The organism is Acinetobacter brisouisimilis, from assembly GCF_000368265.1.
Lineage (GTDB): Bacteria > Pseudomonadota > Gammaproteobacteria > Pseudomonadales > Moraxellaceae > Acinetobacter.
The window spans coordinates 1,106,142-1,122,368 of sequence record NZ_KB851219.1 but is presented as its reverse complement, the minus strand read 5'-3'; the positions used below and the strand labels follow the sequence as shown (position 1 = coordinate 1,122,368).

The following is a 16,227-nucleotide window of genomic DNA, read 5'->3' as shown; positions in this document are numbered from 1 at the left end:
GTCGTAGGTTCACTGCCATGTAGGCAGCTTAGAAGATCCTATGTTGACGAAGTTCAAACCTATTCAAGTTCACTGCCATGTAGGCAGCTTAGAAAACGATGATGAAACAAATACCTCATCACCTTCTGTTCACTGCCATGTAGGCAGCTTAGAAATTCTGGAATAGGTAAAAAGGATTTAGGTAAAAGTTCACTGCCATGTAGACAGTTTATTTATTAGACAGCTTATTTATATGATTCCACAGCGACACAGATTTTTTAGACAGCATTTTTGCCCCTAAAAATTTATCGTTCATGCATTTCTCGATCAATTCATCTAAAGTTTTTTCCACTTATGCGACATCTAGATTTAAAATAGCAAAGTTGATCAGAATCTCAGTTTCAATACGGTTAATCCATTTTTAAATCAATCGCTCCCTTGTCAGAGAGCTTTGTTTTAATCAGTGGAGGTATCCTTACTGTTTTTCGTATTTGTGTTTTGTATCGTTTACCATCAGTCGTTGAACATTCTCAATTACACCTACTATTTATGTCATATAAGAATGACGTCAAGAGTCGAATCTTGATGTAAAGAATGATTGGGAATATTAAAGAAGGTTTGAAATTTTTTGAAATGTGGAAAGTAGAAAATTGAGAAAAAACAATGTGATTTCAGAATTGTTTGATCAATCAAAGCGCAACCAGATTTGGGTTGCGCCGATGGCAGGTGGGAACGACTAAATTATAAAATATAATTAAAACAATAATATAGGTGTTTTTGTGTGGTGCAAGGTGCAAATATGGTGCAATTGGCTATGAACTTTAAAAATTCATAGCCTCCCAATCTTTTCTTGATTCCTTCTGTAAAGAATCCAGCCACAAAGCAACATCAGATAAGTTTACAAAATATTCAGATTTATTACCATCTACCTTAAATGCTGGGAAAGGTAGTCTACATTTTGCTGCTCGTTGCTTTGCTACAGCAATATCTAAATGTGGCATGTAATCACCCACAATATCTCTTAAGGCAACTACAGGCTTCTTATACCGCAAAATTAGCATCATTGATGTATCTAGGTTTTCATTTTGATTTGAAGCAGCTCTCATGCTTTTTCCTCCGCATGATCTGTATCGAGTTGATGAATTGCAGCCATACTTATCTCTTAGTTCTCCACAGTGCTTCTTTAAACTTGGCATCGACAAGTAGTTGGTCAATTTCAGATTCAAGAACTTTGTCAAAAACGTGTGTCATATGTTTGCCAAAAATGGTTAGTGTTTTAGTAATTGTTGAGTATTTCCAGCCCATAACTTTCTCCGAATCATGGGATACGGGAATTCCTGTATCCCTCATATCTTTAGTTTTCTAGTTCAGCGCAGCGTTTACGGATATATCCCATAAGCTTTGGCTGGATGTCAGGATGGCGTGCAGATACATCAATCTCTAAAGCATCCAACGTTGTTAGATCAGGTGCATTTTCAATTTGGACCATAAGAGAGGGTGGAGTGGGTGGCATCTCTTTGTTTTGTGCATCAAGCTCGACAAGGCGTTTATTGATGGTATCAAGTAGAGGTTTACGTTGATCTTCAGTCCAGTCGGTTGTGTACTTGACCAATGCATTCGCTTCAGCAACAGTTTTAGCACTGGCGGCGCGATCAATCAGATCATTAAGCTTTTGCTCATATGTAAAATGATTCTCTGCAGCTTTCACTGATTCTTGAAGTTCATCAATTTTAAGCTCGGCTTTATCAGTAGATGTCTTTTTTTCAACATCATTTGATGCTGAATTTTGGTCATTTTGAGTATAAACAGGCTCATTTGCAGGAATGTCTTTAAGTTCCTGATCTTCTTTTTTCTTGCGTGTTTTACGCTGTTTAGATTCATCCTGTGCAACTGGAAGAACATTGACTTCACCGCACTCACGTCCCATCAATTTAGAGAAAGCCTCCAATTGCAAACGTGCATTTTCAGTATCAGCCTGAGCAAAACCTCGCTCAATTGCAGCATTCAAGGCTTGAATGGTTGGGTTGTATTTGTACCAGTACATGCCTGTCATGGGTTCTATGACATAAACGTCTTGACCATCTTCAACATCTGCAAGCGTCAATGGCTTTGTGAAATGAATGCCAGCTACTTCAATTTTTTCAATTTCAATGGTGAACTCAAATCCAACCTTTGCCCAAATATCTGCAGCAAACTCAGATACAGGGCGAAAGTCAGTTAATAGAGTACTTTCAGTTGAACGAACAAGAATGTTTTTACCAGCAAGCAGGGCTTTAAATGCTTCTTGTACAGCGACTAATTTAGTATTCATTTTCTTATCCATTTATTCAGTGATGTAGCGACTGAGATTGTTGTTGAGAGTTTTTTGAAATTTGTTCCCAACCTTCTAGATCTCGTTTTGCTTTACAGGCATTTATAATGTTTTGCTCATAAGCTGTTCCTTTAAGTGTGTTGTAAACAGCCTTTAAGATGTTTGGATCAGTCGCACGTTGGATGGCATTTAGGCCATCTTGATATAGTTGGTCTATGCTGCGTTTTGGCTTTTGCTGTTGGGCTGCATTTTGATTTTGCTGTTGGTGATTATCTGAATGATGGTAATCGTTGGCATACTCGATATATTTTGAGTCATCCCAAAGGCCACCAAAGATGTCACCAGCAAAACCTAGGTAACTCATAGCTTTAACAACAGCATCGGTTACAGATTTTTTAGGCGCATCTTCATCATATTTTTTTGAGCCATTGGAAGTTTTGTACATGGCTTTGGTGCCACCCATGTGCTCAGTCACACACTTCTTCCCATCCTTGATATACCAGAATAAAACCAATGCCCAATGCATGATTGTGAACTCATCAAATCGCTCAAAACCTTGGCTTTTGACTTCAATCCCCCAGTTTTGACCACAAGGGCCAAACTCTTGAGTAGCACGTTGCACCAACCAGTAAGGTTGTGGGGATGAACCTTGATAGTCCTTACCTGTGATTTTCTTAACTTTCTTAGGATCGGTTACGCAAACACTATTCCACAAGTCCATGTTTTTATTTGAATCTGTCATGACTATTTTCCTTTATCGAACTGAAAGACCGCGTTGTTGGCGTTTAAACTTCTTATAATCAGGCGACTGAAATAAGCCAGTTTTCTCAAGCACTTTGTTGTATTCAGCTCTTTGTTCTGCTGAGCGCGCTTTCGAGATATAACCAATCAACTTTTCAGATAGGCTGATAGGGGATAGGCTTCCGTTAGATTCCTTGAAAAACTCAAAGTCTTTAAGCGCCGTGTTTGCATTTGCACCTACAACACGCTTCAGCACATAAATGCTTGGCTTATCAGTACCAACGCGATAACGCTCGTTGTTTTCACCATCTAAGCCAAGGTATTCACAGAAGAATGTCTTAGCTCGTAGCTTACGGTCGCGGTTGTCCATATCCTCAAAACTTGAAGATGAGAAGCGGAACTTTAGAAAGCCTGTGTAGAAGTCACATACGCTGATATTTGAATGGCTATCGAGAATTGACCAGTCATTTGTATCAACTTCAGCAAATTCGATTTTTATGTGCTTAGCCAGTGCTTCAAAGATTTGCTCAGGACTAAGGCGTTGCGGGATATACATTTGAGCATTCATATACTTAACCCCCAAATAACCCATAAACAACACCAGTAATAACCGCATAGCAGATCGTTCCAACAACTGCAAAAAGTGCAAATTCGCGAGCGTTAGCCAGGATAACTTTAGTGCGGCTAACACGTTGTTCTTGAGCCGTTGGCTCACGATATAACAGTGTGGTTGTTTGACTTTTGTTAGAGTCAAATTTTGGAGTTTGACTGTGTGATACATGTTGAGACATAATGACCTCGCAAGTTATTTGTAAAGCCCTCGTCCGATGCCAGTCTAACGAGGGCTTTTTATTGTCCGTGAATAAATATTAGCATACTAATATTAACAGTCAATAATTTACTTATATTTTTATTAGTTTTCTAATTTTAAATTTTAATAGATAAAAGAAAGCCAACACATACTGGGTATCACTCTTTTAATGATCTAGTAAAATGAAATCCATATTGCCAAAAAACAAACAATTGCTATCCTGTCACTTAAGAATGAAATACTTATAAATTAGGAAATCTTATGGTTATCGGGGCTAGAAAAACTCTATTTGCTACTCTAATAGGCACTTTAGTTTTAACTGGGTGTGGTAATTCTGACCGTCCAAATAAGGCACAAACCAACCAAAAACAAGGAAAGGTTTTGCCTTTCAAGGTATGTAGTTTAATTAATAATGATGCATTCCAAGACAATCTCTCTATGATAGATATTGATGCCAAAGTTCAAGGTGGGCAATCTAATGATTGGGCTGCAACAGCAATTGCTATAGCTAAGCATTTAGGCGCACTAGGAATATCAACCGATGTTAAAGTTACTTTATCTCGTAGTGATTTGCGAGATCTAGAACAACAGACCCAAAATGGTTTTAAATGGTTATCACAAGTTTATTATGCTATTGATCCAAAGCATTCTATAGGTATGGGAAATTCTAACGACAAACAATGGCTAATTAGTTATGCAACAGATAAATCAGTTGCCACATTACAAGATATTCATATCGCTAATGATTATGAAAATTTCATAGAAAAGAATTATGATGAAGAAAAGATAGATAAAATTATTAAGGCAAAATATAAACTGAAAAATGATTGGCGGCTACCAATGTCAAATATGGTATCCAATACATCAAATCCAGATGATTATGCTATCGATGAGTCTAGGCAAAAGGATGCACTAAGTAATCTGGATGATTTAGCAAAAGCGAATACTCATACTGAGCAAAAATTTGATTGTGCATTCTAAATGTAAAATTGGTTTTTGATTGTGTAATAGTAAAAAGTTATTTTTTAGCAAAAGAAAACCCGACATTGGGTCGGGTTTAACTAAAATAATTTATATTGTTTCTTCGAATATTCTATCTTTATCTATTCCAGACCAATCAATAATTTTTTCAGAAACAGAATCAATAGATGAGCTTTCAATTAAATCAATTCCTACTGATCCTAAACTCCATTTAAAGTCTGAAATGATTTCTTTATGTTTCTTTTTATCTGCTTGAGTCATTAAATCTAAATTGTCTTGGTCTGGTAAAAGCATAAATAATCTAAAGTCACTGTTTAGATCTGTGTATTTTTTAGCACTTTGTAAATTAGATAGAGTTTTTAAACAGTTAATTTCAACTTTTTCTGGAGTTGCATATACTGATGAAATTAAATCTCCAATTTTATGATTTTTCTTAATATTTATAGCTATGGGGAGTGTTTTAAAACCAATGCTATCATCTCCAACTAATAGTCCGCCTTTTTCTTCCGCAAAAATCTCTTTATAAAGATCCCCCATTTTATTCTTAACATAGGTTTTTACATCAGAGTGAAATTTTACAGTTTTAACAGTATGGAATTGTTTTTTATTTTTAGCTTGATTGTGTGGCAAAGATAATGGGACAGCTCTTTCTAGTAGTTCTGATAAAAGGGAATCTATAGAATTGCCTTGTACTAATCCACGTTTATCTAAAACCAATTGAGATGAAAAGGAATCATCAAAATTTTGATGAAGAAAATCTTCAAAAAGCTCTATACAATTTTTAGTATAGTTAGCTATTTCTGAACCATAAGCACATTCAACTCTACCAAAATCCTCGATAAATTTAGTATGAACAATTCCATCATGATTAATTAAAACACCAATAGCTAATTGTTCATTTGTGATCAAGTCTGGAATAAATCTGACTTGAGACCATGAGGCTTGAAGCAAATTAGCAGTTTCAGCCTTTCTTTTAAACTTATTTTCAAAATTTTTAAAATTCATAGCCTTACCTACTATGCAACATCGCTATGTTGTGTGTTTGATAGCCATACATTGCATTTTGCTTCAATGTTGGTTAGTTGTATAGAACTCGTTTCTATAAAATCCTGTAAAATTACCCCAACATTTTGAAGAGGGTGAGGTGGTAAACCAGTATCAACTTTTTCATCCCCAATAAAATCGTTGATTAGTTGAAAAATTTCATCTTTAACTGATTCAAATCCAGAAGAGTGATTCTCTTTAGCTTCTTTCAATTCATTTACTAGATGCTCTTTCCAAAACAATCCATTGAATTTTTGTTTGAATATGTCAATATACATTTTTTGAAATTGGCCATTAATTAATGGCTTACGCATAATATCCCAAGGAGACCAATTATCACCATAAAGAATTCCACCATGATCAATTAAAGTGAATGTCCTGTTAGGTAATTCTAGTAAGTTGCCTAAATTTCTATCATCATTTGCTAACCAATCATCACACATAATTAGATTAGGTAACTTATCCCAACTTTTTAAGCAATGAATAACATGTTGTATTAGGTAATCTCTTGCTTCTTGAGAGCTTGCTTGATTTATTTCTACTCTTCTGTTGATTCCATGAGTATTAGTACAGATCCAACCATAAGTCACACCACGATATTTATCTACATCAGAAGCACTGTTCCAAAGGTCTGGAGTATCTTTTTCTGATATCTCATATTCAATAAATCCTGCCATTTCGGGCTGTGGTAAATTTAGTGAGCTAATTAATAAATACCCAATAGCTTCATTTAAAAGAGCACGTTTTTTGTCTTTACCATAAAACTTTACATAAGATTCTCTTTTAATTCCATCATCCCATAAAATTTCCGCAACATGCGTCTTAAGCCCCATTCTTCCATCAATAGCTGGTCTAAGATATTTTTTATAATTACTAAAAGGAATATATTGTAATATTTGTTCCATTATCACTCCTAATTTATTGTAAAAATGGTTGATGTATTTTTTGTTATCCAGCTCGCCAAAACTGGCGACCTATGATCTTAAAATTATTCCCATTTTCTTCAGTAACGACTTTATCAGGATACTTATTGTTTAAACTATGTAGTATCAAAGAACCATCTGCTTCTTTAAAGATCTGCTTGATCATGCCTTCACGAGCAAAGTAAACGGCATATATTTCACCATCGATAATTTCAGTTTGTGCTAGATCAATCCCAACGTAATCGCCGTCTTTGATAAAGTCAGACATGCTGTCACCTTTAGCTTTGATGATCCGCATATTTTCTGCTTGGACTCTTTTATCTTTAAAGAAAGAAGGTGGAAAAGGGAGTTTTCCATTAATGGTATCGAAGTGAAATTCGATAGATTCGCCGTTTCCACAAGAAAAATTAGCCTGAACAACATCAATCCAAATAAATTCATCTTTAATTTCAGTAGAAACAACTGTTGGTTTGATCACTTCATTTGAATCAAATGAATCAGGGGATTTACCTGTAGATAACCAATATGCATCAACACCTAAAAAATTTGCGATAGCTGGTAAGAATGATGAGGATGCTACTCTTCCTGTTTCAAGCTGACTATACGCTGATTGGGTAATACCAACAGCATTCACAACATCTACTTGTGATCTTTGAGCATTTTTCCGTGCTTGTTTAAGACGATCCTTAAGCATCAATACTTACTCCTAATATCTAAGTTAAATATATTAGTCAACTAATATTAAATCAAATTAGAATACTTATTGATTTAATATTAGAATACTAATAATATTTGGGTGTTACTTATATTTTGAGACACCTATGGAAAAGATTTATCAAAAATTAGTGGATTATTTTGGTGGTCAAATTGCCACAGCAACAGCTCTTGCTATTAGTCAATCAACGATTAGTGGCTATGTTTCAGGGCGTTGGAATATGTCTGAGAAAGTAGCTTTCCGAGCTGAAAAGGCAACACTAGGCAAATTTAAAGCTGTTGATCTTTGCCCATCACTTAAAGAATTCCAAGACTTAATTGCATAACCACTGAACCTTAGAAAAAAGCTCTTAATCACAAATCTTTTAAGCAGGTGGCTTATGTCAGAAAAACTCACAGAGAGCATCACCTTTAAATGCTCAGATAGCGAAAAACAAAAGCTTTTACTGATTGCTGGTGCTAGGAAATTAAGCCTTTCCGAATTTATTCGTCTGCTTTGCATGAAGGAAATCTCTGAAATTGAGGAGTTACTTCATTCTCTTAAAGAACCTCAGGCTCTTACCAGAGATACCGTAGAAAACGCCGTTGAAGCTTTCGAACTACAGCACCCAAAACCATTAACCAACATTCCAAAAAGAACAGGCACAAAAAAAGCCCAGTTGTTACGACCAACCGAGCTTCTCTTGCCATTCAGCTATTAACTGAACGAAGACTTATGACGAATTTAACACAACAACTTAGCACAGGCAATTCCAGTGCTTTTAACAACTTCCGTGAGTCAGTCTTGGAAAAACCAACGATCCAATGCAACTGGTGCAACCAGTTATTTAAAGAGCAGCAACTCGCTCAAAACCTGTTTGACGAAGAAACAAGAGAGTACTTCGATGGTTGCCCACACTGTAAAACTGACCAACACCTTGCAGATCTGCTGCCATCACCAAACTTGATCGACCAATTCATTGCATCAGGTGAATTTGACCAGACGCTGCTAGAGGTAATCACAAACTTGGTTGAGGGAAAGAATGCATGACGAACGCCCAGCAAAGCCAAATTTAGATCGAATTAACCGAATCAAACAATGGCACACAGCAGCAATGTGTGTCTTTGACGAAATGTTTAAAACGGCACAAGACAACTTGGCCAAACGAAATTACACCGTCAGTAACGCTGCAGTACGCCGTGAAGATTTCAGAAAAGCCCTTGAGTGGGAGTTTCGCCTTCACTGGAGTATCGCAAAAGAGATTGAAAGAAGCCTTGCCGACTCAGGTGTAATTGAAAGATTTGGCAGTTATGCCAAGCGAAAATAGGGGAAATAACGTGAAATTACAGCAACTAGAACACCCATGTTCAGGAAAATGCACTGAATTTAAAACCGAACCATGTGGCACATGCCTTGTTCAACATGAAGAACCTCAACAACTTGATGATGTGGAAAAACATCATCAACGAGCACTTGAAGCCCAAGGGGAGATTTCATGAGTCTTGATGCAACCATATGGGCTTGGCGTACCCGACAAAAGCAAACCAAGGGTGGATGCCTTAAACCACTCAAAAAACTGGTACTACTTTCACTTGCTGATCGAGCAGGTGAAGACCACTGTGCTTACCCAAGTGTAGGGCGTTTGGTTGAAGATACAGAGATGGATCGTAAAACCGTCTTAAAGATCATTGATGAACTGGTTGAAGACGGTTTTATTGTTGATACAGGTGAACGAAAAGGTCGAACCAAGCAGATCAAAGTCTATCGTTTGGTCGGTGTAAAAGGTCGTGAAAGTGTACCAACAACGGTACTCTTTGACGTGTCTGAAGATGAAATAAACAGTACCAATCTTGGAACAGTTCCAACAGTGGAACAGTTCCATCAATTCCCCGAAAGAGTCCCAACAATTCCGTTAAAGAGTCCCAACAATGGGACACGGAATCTATCAAAGAATCTACCAATAGAATCTAAAAATAAAAAAACATGGCTTTGCTTAAAAAAACTTGAAGAAGAACTTGGTTTGATCTCCGATGCAGAAACCATCGAGCAGATCAAAACTGCCAACTGGTTCAAGCGAGAGCAAAATGCATTTGAGACTTACAACGCACACAAGGATCTATGTGGTGAGCTGATGCATTACCACTTTGCAGACTGGCTGTTGAACGCACGTTTGAAATACCAAAGCCGAGAACAGCAACCTGCAGCACAAAACCAAACAGTGCAAACAGCGAAACCGAAAAAGCTCTCTGAGAAGCAAATCAACCTGTTCGCTCAGAAACTGGCACATCATCCCGAAGTATCAAGCAAGTTTGCAGAAGCAGGTGAGAGCCGTGAACAGTTTGCAGCTCGTCTTGCTATGAAACTATCCGATCCTGAACAACGTAAAAAACTTGCACCGTATCTCAAGCAAGTTGGATTTGAAGGGAATTTCGAATGAGTGGCCAAAATCTAGTCCTCTTAGCTTGCACTACATTTTTCCTGATTTGGCTTGGAGCAACAATTCAAAAGGATGGCTTACCATGGTGATCGAGGTAGGTGACATCGTTTTGCATGATACCAAAGCAACAAAGGGCGACTGGCAACCTAAGGGTAATTTAGTAGTTCAACGTATTTGGAAAGGTAAATACTGCAACGTGATAAGCGCCGTTGATAGCCTAGGTAAGGAGTTTGTTGGATCTGAGGATATTTTTAAGTTATTGAAGAAGGGTGATTAATGACATACATCGTCACCAAAGCTGAATTTAAGCGCTTGATGCAAAAGAGGAACAAGCAAGATCAAACTGAGAAAAAGAAGGTTGATCCAAACCCTATACCTAAAGTTCCTGCGGATCAGGTGCAAGGTACTGTGTTTAAACCCTCAAGTGATGATGTGCTTATTGAGTTTGAGATATTAATGACACCTCCAACTGTAAACCACTATTGGGTAGAAGCTGGCTATCGTGGCCGTAAATATTTAAGTCATCGGGCACATCATTTTCGCGCCGTGATTCAACGTTTTGTGAAGCCCATAAATTATTCAGGAGAAGTACAGGTTTTTATGGAGTATCACGTACCCGACAAAGTAAAACGTGATGTCGATAATGTTGTTAAGCCAATTTTTGATGCTTTGATGAAAGCACAATTGATCTGTGATGATTCGCAGATCTCAAACTTTGTCATGATGAAACAGCCTGTTTTTAAAGGCGGAAAATTAAAAGTTAAAGTGGTTAGGGTGTAGGTGAGCGTATGAGTACCAAAAGCAATGCAGAGTTACTTCTTGAGGCGATTGAGGATCTACATAATCAAGAACAGATTGTGACACGTGAAACTTTGTCACAGCTTACAGGGCTTAAACTTTCAATTATTGACGATCGTCTAAGCTACTTGGTTGATTCGGGATACATCATTCGTGTACAGCGCGGTGTGTTTGTTCCAGCACCCAAGCACCGCCCATCACGCCTTATGTCAAAAACAGTGTTACCAGATGGCACTGTTAAGATTGATATTGGAGATAATGACGTACTGACTCTTACACCACGTGAAGCACGTGCGCTTGGCAATCTTATGGTTGCTGAAGCTATGCAATATTCCAATATTGAGATGGGACACCACATGGCCATACTGCAGAGTGAAGTGACGAATCAGGTGCGTAAACTTAACAGACAGGTCAGCGATTTTCTTGATGTAGGTAAGCAAGGTGAATTGTTGAGCGAGTGATTGTGAGCAATCATGAAATGGCAAGAAAAATTGCATGGCAGTTTGATTTTAAAAATAAGTTAGGTGAACTGACTATTGATCGAAATTGCAGAACTGTTGCCTTTGCAAATGGTTAGTAGTTTGATGTGAAACCAAACTAGTTTAATTGTGAAGATTAATTAAGAGAAGCCACCGAAAGGTGGCTATTTTTTTAATTAGTTTTTTAATTCAAGCATTCATTATAAACTTCGTTCATAAATTTAACTTTAATCCGAGTTTGTTGATCTTTATCACTGTACATCGGGTATTCGTATGCACGTTCAGCCATCTCAATAGCTGCATTTTCAATGTCATAAGATAATTTGTCATGTTCGGTATTGATAGATTTAATATCGCTAATCACATTAGAAAGAAATTTTCCATCTTGTCTATCCGATATATATTTCAATCCCATTTTAGCCATACTTTCACAAAATACAGTTCTATCTGCTAAGGCTGGAGTGGAAAATAGAATACATAATATAAGTGTTATAAATTTAGTTTTCATAAATATCCCCTAAAACCTCAAACTACCCAACAACCATAAAAATATCAATACCCCTCTAATGCATGATCGCCATCCCATAAATTAATGATTATTAAGCCCAAATGGGGTTTAGTGTTAGTGATCATGTCAGAAAAGAAAGTAATTGATTTGAAAAATCGAGCTTGAATATGAAGTCTTTGCTTGTATCTGACAGCTGGTTTTCAGGACTGGCGTTGTTTGAGTGTTTCCATATTTTAATTTTTTACGTGGTATAGTGGGGTGAAATTCTCAGAATATTAATAATTTAAAAGAGGAAGTTATGCGCTTATTTATCCTTGTTTTTTGCTTCGCTTTATTAGGATGTGCTAAAGATAATAACAGCAAACCTATTTATGGTAAGGAATCTGGGTTACCTGCAAATTGTAGAGCTTACGTACAAGTAAGTATAAATGATTGGCGGAATAAGAAATATTCTACTGAAGACATAATGAATGGTCTTGAACGTAATTGTGGTGAGAATGGATCTCTATGGGACTATAAACCATAAAAAAGCGCCTTATGGCGCTTTTATTTATTTGGATGCATATTTAGTTCCATCCTTACCTGTATAAGGGTTTACATTGCCTTTTGTATCGAAGTTATCTAATTGAGTTGAGTTATTATGTGACTTTTCATATGACGCAACATAAGTCCCATTCTTTTTAGTGTACCCTGAAACTCTTGTATGAGATGGGTTGGTGTAACCTGACCCCGTCATTCTTGACGACGAGTAATGGGATGAGCCACCACCTTTTGCAAAACAAGTAATTGAAAGAATTGATAGTGCGAAACATGTAAATACTTTTTTCATTATAAATCCCCATAGAAACAAGGGTTTTATAACACGTTTAATTACCAAATAGAATAATGAAGCTTTGTGTTATCTGTTTGATGCTAATGAATTTGCTACTTATATGAGAAAAGCCCTTTTTGAAGAAAGGGCTTGAAGTCTAGAAGCCGCGGCAGCTTTCTTTGTAATAAATATATTGGAACTGTTTAAATGCAATATATGCACAGATTAGAGTAGGCGTCATATAAGCAGCAAAAAGACCAATTTGGAACCCAGTAAAATGTTCTTCTAAGTATTGACCAACATCTGGATAGAGGAAAATAACTCCTTTTATGATAATTGGAGCAAGTTTAAGAAAAACAAATGATAATAAGACACCAATCAAAGCAATGCCTAATGCCTGTGCCTTTCCGCTTAAGAAGCAGTTAGATGCCCAATCAAAAAATCTGATTATTAAATCCATAGAAGACCCTCTTTAATTTAGGAGTTTATAATCTTGCTTATTACTTATCCAAAATAAAGGTGGTTTTGCATTAGCGCGACATCATTTAACGCACTGATGTAGTTAATTAAACTGCAACCAGCGTGATTGAGACGGAGTAAGTAAGGTGTCAGGTCAGGTGCGAAAGTTATCACGGAAGGTTGAGGATTTGGTGGGTAGTGGGAAGCAAGGGGAATTGTTGTAACCAATGCACCTCTATAATTTATAATATAGAGGTGCGTTTTAAAGTATTAATAATTATATTTTTTAGCTTGCTCAAGCTGGTCCGCCCAAAGCTCTAGTTGCTTTATATCATCTTTGGGAATGGATTTTTTTGTATATTCACCAAGAGCCTTAAAGAATCCTGGTCCAGGTTTTCCTGTTGATTTATTTATAACAATAGATGTACGTAATGGGCGACTTAATTTAGCATCTAATTGATCTAATTGATCAAATATTTTACATAGTGGATGATTGCTCCAATTACCATCCAATTCAGGTAATTGGAGGTCCTCAACTATTTTTTTATATGAAACTGTATAATAAGGATTATTTATAGCTAAGTGCTGTTTTAGATAATCTGCAGTTTGTTGGACTATTTGTTGAGTTATTACAAACATAGAATTTTCCTTTTATACAAAATTTTAATTAGATTGGTTTACTTTGAAAGTATAAAAATTATATTGATATAAATTATTGATTGTATCAAGCAATGAATACCCCCTCTAAGGCGTGACCGCCGTGCCATAAATCCATGATCATTAAGCCCAAATGAGGTTTAGTGATCATGTCAGAAAAGAAAGTAATTGATTGGGAAAAAATCGAGCTTGATTATCGGGCTGGTGTAAAGTCTTTGCGCGAAATTGCAGCCGAGCATGAGATTAGCGATGGTGCAATTCGTAAGCGAGCTAAGCGCGATGATTGGTCCCGTGATTTATCCGCAAAAATTAATGCAAAAGCGGAAGATTTGGTACGCAAAGATTTGGTACGCAGTGAAGTACGCACCCAAACCGCTATTTCAGAAAAAGAAACGATTGATGCAAATGCACATCAACAAGCTGCTGTAAGACTCTCTCAGCGTAAAGACATCCAGCGTTCACGCTCAATTGCCATGCAGTTATTTGATGAGCTTGAACATCAAGTTGGTGTTGCGAATGTAGAGCTACTTGAAGCATTAGGCGACCTGATGCGCAGTGAAGATGAGAAAGGTCAGGATAAGCTCAACGATATTTACCACAAGATCATTTCATTACCTGGTCGCGTTAAATCTATGAAGGATCTGAGCGATACGCTTAGAAATCTAATTGCGTTAGAACGTCAGGCATTTGGATTAGACGATAAAGAAAATACTACAGTCGATCCGCTTCAATCACTACTTAACCGTATTGCTCAAGGTAATAACTCTGCATTTTCACCTGTTGCGGAGGATAAAGACTATGAGAATTAAGCACATGTACGTCAATCTGATGGATTACCTTGCTCAAAATAATTTCATGCACGTACACATGCCTATTTTGCCTATGTTTTGCACAAACTGAGGTGAAATGGCGTGATTCATAATACAGACCTCAAACCTTTACCATCCAATGCTCAAGAACTGGAACGCTGTCTGGCTGATCCAATATGGCGTATTTTCAGCGGTTGCTTATATAAGATCAAAATTAAAGGTGATGACTTTCGTGATGAATATGGCGTACTGCAAGAAGCAGATACGTTTGAATTACCATTTAAGCCGAATGATGCACAGATTCGATTCTTGGATCGGTTGTGGTACCGCAATATTATTCTGAAAGCGCGGCAGCTTGGCTTTACCACATTGATCTGTGTACTTTGGCTCGATCATGCTTTATTTAATGCCAATCAGAATTGCGGCATCATCGCTCAGGATCTTCCAACCGTATATAGCATCTTTAAAGATAAGATCAAATTTGCGTACGACAATCTACCGCCTGAAATTCGTGAGCGTTTTCCACTTAAAACCTGCAATAAATCAGAGATCGAGTTTGCACATAATGGCTCAACCATTCGTGTAGCAACATCATTTCGTTCAGGTACCATTCACCGTCTGCATATTTCTGAGTTTGGTAAGATTTGTGCCATTGATCCAAATAAAGATGATGAGGTTATTACAGGTTCTATACCTACTGTACCAACCAATGGTGTGCTTGTTATCGAATCAACGGCGGAAGGACGTAATGGTTCGTTCTATCAGATGGTTCAAATTGCACAAGCAAACTACTCAATACGCAAGAAACTCGGCCCGAAAGACTATCGTTTCCATTTCTATGCTTGGTGGCAAGAACCCAAATATCGTCTTGATGCATCCAGCATTAATATTTCACATGAAGATCATGAGTATTTTGATGAAATAGAGGAAAAAATTAAGCAAGAGATGGGTATCGAGATGCATATTGATCCCGATCAACGTGCTTGGTACGTCATTACTCGCGATAACGATCTAAAAGCAGATCAATCAAAAATGTGGCAGGAATATCCATCATTTCCTGAAGAAGCATTCCAAGTTGCCAAAGACGGCAACTACTATGCCAAAGATATGTTGAAACTAAGAAAGCGTGGTGGCGTGTGTGCTGTTGAAGTCCTAGATATACCAGTAAACACCTTTTGGGATATTGGAAATAGTGACGGTTGTTTTATTTGGCATCATCAAATGATGAATCAACAGGATCGGTTTATTGATTGCGATGAAGCACATGGTCAAGATTTAAGATATTACGCAGACCTGATCAAGAGTAAGCCTTATATCTACAATACTCATTTCTTACCACATGATGCAGATCATAAGCGACTAGGTGACTTCAATAAGTCTATCCGTGAGCAATTAGAAGAATTATTACCTGGTCACACATTTGTTGTAGTGCCGCGTATCACATTGCTGAATACAGGCATTCAATTAACTCGCAAGTGCATGAAAAACTACTGGTTTGATGAAAAGCGATGTGACTTAGGTATTAAGCGTATAGAAGGCTATCAAAAGAAATTTTCTAAATCAGAAAAACGCTTTATTGACCAACCCAATAAAGCCAATGGTTGTTCTGAGGGTGCAGATGCTTTACGACAGCATGCACAAGCCAAAGAAGCAGGCATGTTAGGTGATTACGTCTATACGGCTAGCCAAAATCCTTATGACCAAAGTACAAATAGCAGCAACCAAACCAACCAGCACGGTTATGTAGAAGCACCACCTACTGACTGGCGTTGTATGTAGAGAGAT

General features: G+C 37.2%; 25 protein-coding genes. 13 read left to right on the top strand and 12 right to left on the bottom strand.

Annotated features, from left to right (window positions below):
- Positions 1-800: 800 nt before the first annotated feature.
- Genes F975_RS09015 through F975_RS08995 form a run of 6 tightly spaced genes read right to left on the bottom strand, consistent with a single transcriptional unit; the run spans position 801 to position 3,822 of the window.
- Positions 801-1,085 carry a pyocin activator PrtN family protein gene (locus F975_RS09015; protein WP_004752512.1) on the bottom strand — a complete coding sequence of 95 codons (285 nt, stop codon included), beginning with the start codon at positions 1,083-1,085 and terminating at the stop codon, positions 801-803.
- A 49-nt stretch (positions 1,086-1,134) separates the two neighbouring features.
- A complete protein-coding gene (locus tag F975_RS15850) occupies positions 1,135-1,284 on the bottom strand; it encodes a hypothetical protein (RefSeq protein ID WP_004752510.1) in 150 nt (49 codons plus the stop codon).
- A 49-nt stretch (positions 1,285-1,333) separates the two neighbouring features.
- The gene (locus F975_RS09010) at positions 1,334-2,290 is read right to left on the bottom strand and encodes a hypothetical protein (protein ID WP_004752509.1); all 957 of its coding nucleotides are present in this window, start codon (positions 2,288-2,290) and stop codon (positions 1,334-1,336) included.
- A gap of 16 nt (positions 2,291-2,306) precedes the next feature.
- Entirely contained in the window at positions 2,307-3,032 is a 726-nt protein-coding gene (locus F975_RS09005; protein ID WP_004752507.1) for a hypothetical protein, read from the bottom strand.
- 12 nt (positions 3,033-3,044) lie between these two features.
- Positions 3,045-3,647 (bottom strand): hypothetical protein, encoded by a 603-nt coding sequence (locus F975_RS09000; protein ID WP_004752505.1) that lies wholly within the window; start codon positions 3,645-3,647, stop codon positions 3,045-3,047.
- Complete coding sequence (locus F975_RS08995; RefSeq protein WP_004752503.1) at positions 3,604-3,822, bottom strand: hypothetical protein; 219 nt, start codon at positions 3,820-3,822, stop codon at positions 3,604-3,606. Before F975_RS08995 ends, F975_RS09000 begins: the two co-directional genes overlap by 44 nt.
- A 281-nt stretch (positions 3,823-4,103) precedes the next feature.
- On the opposite strand from F975_RS08995, the gene F975_RS08990 reads away from it, so the two are divergent.
- The gene (locus F975_RS08990) at positions 4,104-4,823 is read left to right on the top strand and encodes a hypothetical protein (protein WP_004752500.1); all 720 of its coding nucleotides are present in this window, start codon (positions 4,104-4,106) and stop codon (positions 4,821-4,823) included.
- Positions 4,824-4,913: 90 nt separating this feature from the next.
- On the opposite strand, the gene F975_RS08985 is transcribed toward F975_RS08990, so the two are convergent.
- The 3 genes from F975_RS08985 to F975_RS08975 are packed head-to-tail and all read right to left on the bottom strand — an operon-like array spanning position 4,914 to position 7,487.
- Positions 4,914-5,828 carry a hypothetical protein gene (locus F975_RS08985; RefSeq protein WP_004752498.1) on the bottom strand — a complete coding sequence of 305 codons (915 nt, stop codon included), beginning with the start codon at positions 5,826-5,828 and terminating at the stop codon, positions 4,914-4,916.
- Between the two features lie 11 nt (positions 5,829-5,839).
- Positions 5,840-6,772, bottom strand: a complete 933-nt coding sequence (locus F975_RS08980) for a hypothetical protein (protein WP_004752497.1) — start codon at positions 6,770-6,772, stop codon at positions 5,840-5,842.
- Between the two features lie 43 nt (positions 6,773-6,815).
- The gene (locus F975_RS08975) at positions 6,816-7,487 is read right to left on the bottom strand and encodes an XRE family transcriptional regulator (RefSeq protein WP_034425918.1); all 672 of its coding nucleotides are present in this window, start codon (positions 7,485-7,487) and stop codon (positions 6,816-6,818) included.
- 124 nt (positions 7,488-7,611) lie between these two features.
- Between F975_RS08975 and F975_RS08970 the strand changes: the two genes are divergently transcribed.
- The 9 genes from F975_RS08970 (at position 7,612) to F975_RS08935 (ending at position 11,180) form a co-directional block, all read left to right on the top strand.
- Positions 7,612-7,830 carry a helix-turn-helix domain-containing protein gene (locus tag F975_RS08970; RefSeq protein ID WP_004752493.1) on the top strand — a complete coding sequence of 73 codons (219 nt, stop codon included), beginning with the start codon at positions 7,612-7,614 and terminating at the stop codon, positions 7,828-7,830.
- 54 nt (positions 7,831-7,884) lie between these two features.
- A complete protein-coding gene (locus F975_RS08965) occupies positions 7,885-8,205 on the top strand; it encodes a hypothetical protein (protein WP_004752491.1) in 321 nt (106 codons plus the stop codon).
- A gap of 14 nt (positions 8,206-8,219) precedes the next feature.
- Positions 8,220-8,534 carry a hypothetical protein gene (locus F975_RS08960; protein WP_034425917.1) on the top strand — a complete coding sequence of 105 codons (315 nt, stop codon included), beginning with the start codon at positions 8,220-8,222 and terminating at the stop codon, positions 8,532-8,534.
- The gene (locus F975_RS08955) at positions 8,527-8,811 is read left to right on the top strand and encodes a hypothetical protein (protein WP_004752486.1); all 285 of its coding nucleotides are present in this window, start codon (positions 8,527-8,529) and stop codon (positions 8,809-8,811) included. Before F975_RS08960 ends, F975_RS08955 begins: the two co-directional genes overlap by 8 nt.
- Positions 8,812-8,821: 10 nt before the next feature.
- Positions 8,822-8,983, top strand: a complete 162-nt coding sequence (locus F975_RS15300; protein ID WP_155757290.1) for a hypothetical protein — start codon at positions 8,822-8,824, stop codon at positions 8,981-8,983.
- Positions 8,980-9,921 (top strand): helix-turn-helix domain-containing protein, encoded by a 942-nt coding sequence (locus tag F975_RS08950; protein ID WP_004752484.1) that lies wholly within the window; start codon positions 8,980-8,982, stop codon positions 9,919-9,921. The genes F975_RS15300 and F975_RS08950 overlap by 4 nt, the downstream gene beginning before the upstream one ends.
- 82 nt (positions 9,922-10,003) lie before the next feature.
- Complete coding sequence (locus tag F975_RS08945; RefSeq protein ID WP_004752482.1) at positions 10,004-10,198, top strand: hypothetical protein; 195 nt, start codon at positions 10,004-10,006, stop codon at positions 10,196-10,198.
- Positions 10,198-10,701: a RusA family crossover junction endodeoxyribonuclease gene (locus F975_RS08940; protein ID WP_004752480.1), complete on the top strand. Its 504-nt coding sequence runs from the start codon at positions 10,198-10,200 to the stop codon at positions 10,699-10,701. Before F975_RS08945 ends, F975_RS08940 begins: the two co-directional genes overlap by 1 nt.
- Positions 10,702-10,709: 8 nt before the next feature.
- On the top strand, positions 10,710-11,180 hold the full coding sequence (locus F975_RS08935) for a type IV toxin-antitoxin system AbiEi family antitoxin domain-containing protein (protein ID WP_004752479.1): 471 nt from the start codon (positions 10,710-10,712) through the stop codon (positions 11,178-11,180).
- 202 nt (positions 11,181-11,382) lie between these two features.
- Here the strand turns inward: F975_RS08935 and F975_RS08930 are convergent, their stop codons facing one another.
- Positions 11,383-11,706 (bottom strand): hypothetical protein, encoded by a 324-nt coding sequence (locus F975_RS08930; RefSeq protein ID WP_004752477.1) that lies wholly within the window; start codon positions 11,704-11,706, stop codon positions 11,383-11,385.
- Positions 11,707-12,004: 298 nt separating this feature from the next.
- Here F975_RS08930 and F975_RS08925 point away from each other — a divergent pair, with 298 nt between their 5' ends.
- Positions 12,005-12,232 (top strand): hypothetical protein, encoded by a 228-nt coding sequence (locus F975_RS08925; RefSeq protein WP_004752475.1) that lies wholly within the window; start codon positions 12,005-12,007, stop codon positions 12,230-12,232.
- Between the two features lie 442 nt (positions 12,233-12,674).
- Here the strand turns inward: F975_RS08925 and F975_RS08920 are convergent, their stop codons facing one another.
- Together F975_RS08920 and F975_RS08915 are read right to left on the bottom strand one after the other, a co-directional pair.
- Positions 12,675-12,977, bottom strand: a complete 303-nt coding sequence (locus F975_RS08920; protein ID WP_004752471.1) for a hypothetical protein — start codon at positions 12,975-12,977, stop codon at positions 12,675-12,677.
- A gap of 269 nt (positions 12,978-13,246) precedes the next feature.
- Positions 13,247-13,615 (bottom strand): hypothetical protein, encoded by a 369-nt coding sequence (locus F975_RS08915; RefSeq protein WP_004752468.1) that lies wholly within the window; start codon positions 13,613-13,615, stop codon positions 13,247-13,249.
- Positions 13,616-13,782: 167 nt separating this feature from the next.
- Here F975_RS08915 and F975_RS08910 point away from each other — a divergent pair, with 167 nt between their 5' ends.
- On the top strand, positions 13,783-14,442 hold the full coding sequence (locus F975_RS08910; protein ID WP_004752466.1) for a hypothetical protein: 660 nt from the start codon (positions 13,783-13,785) through the stop codon (positions 14,440-14,442).
- A gap of 102 nt (positions 14,443-14,544) precedes the next feature.
- Positions 14,545-16,221 carry a terminase large subunit gene (locus F975_RS08905; RefSeq protein WP_004752464.1) on the top strand — a complete coding sequence of 559 codons (1,677 nt, stop codon included), beginning with the start codon at positions 14,545-14,547 and terminating at the stop codon, positions 16,219-16,221.
- Positions 16,222-16,227: the final 6 nt, after the last annotated feature.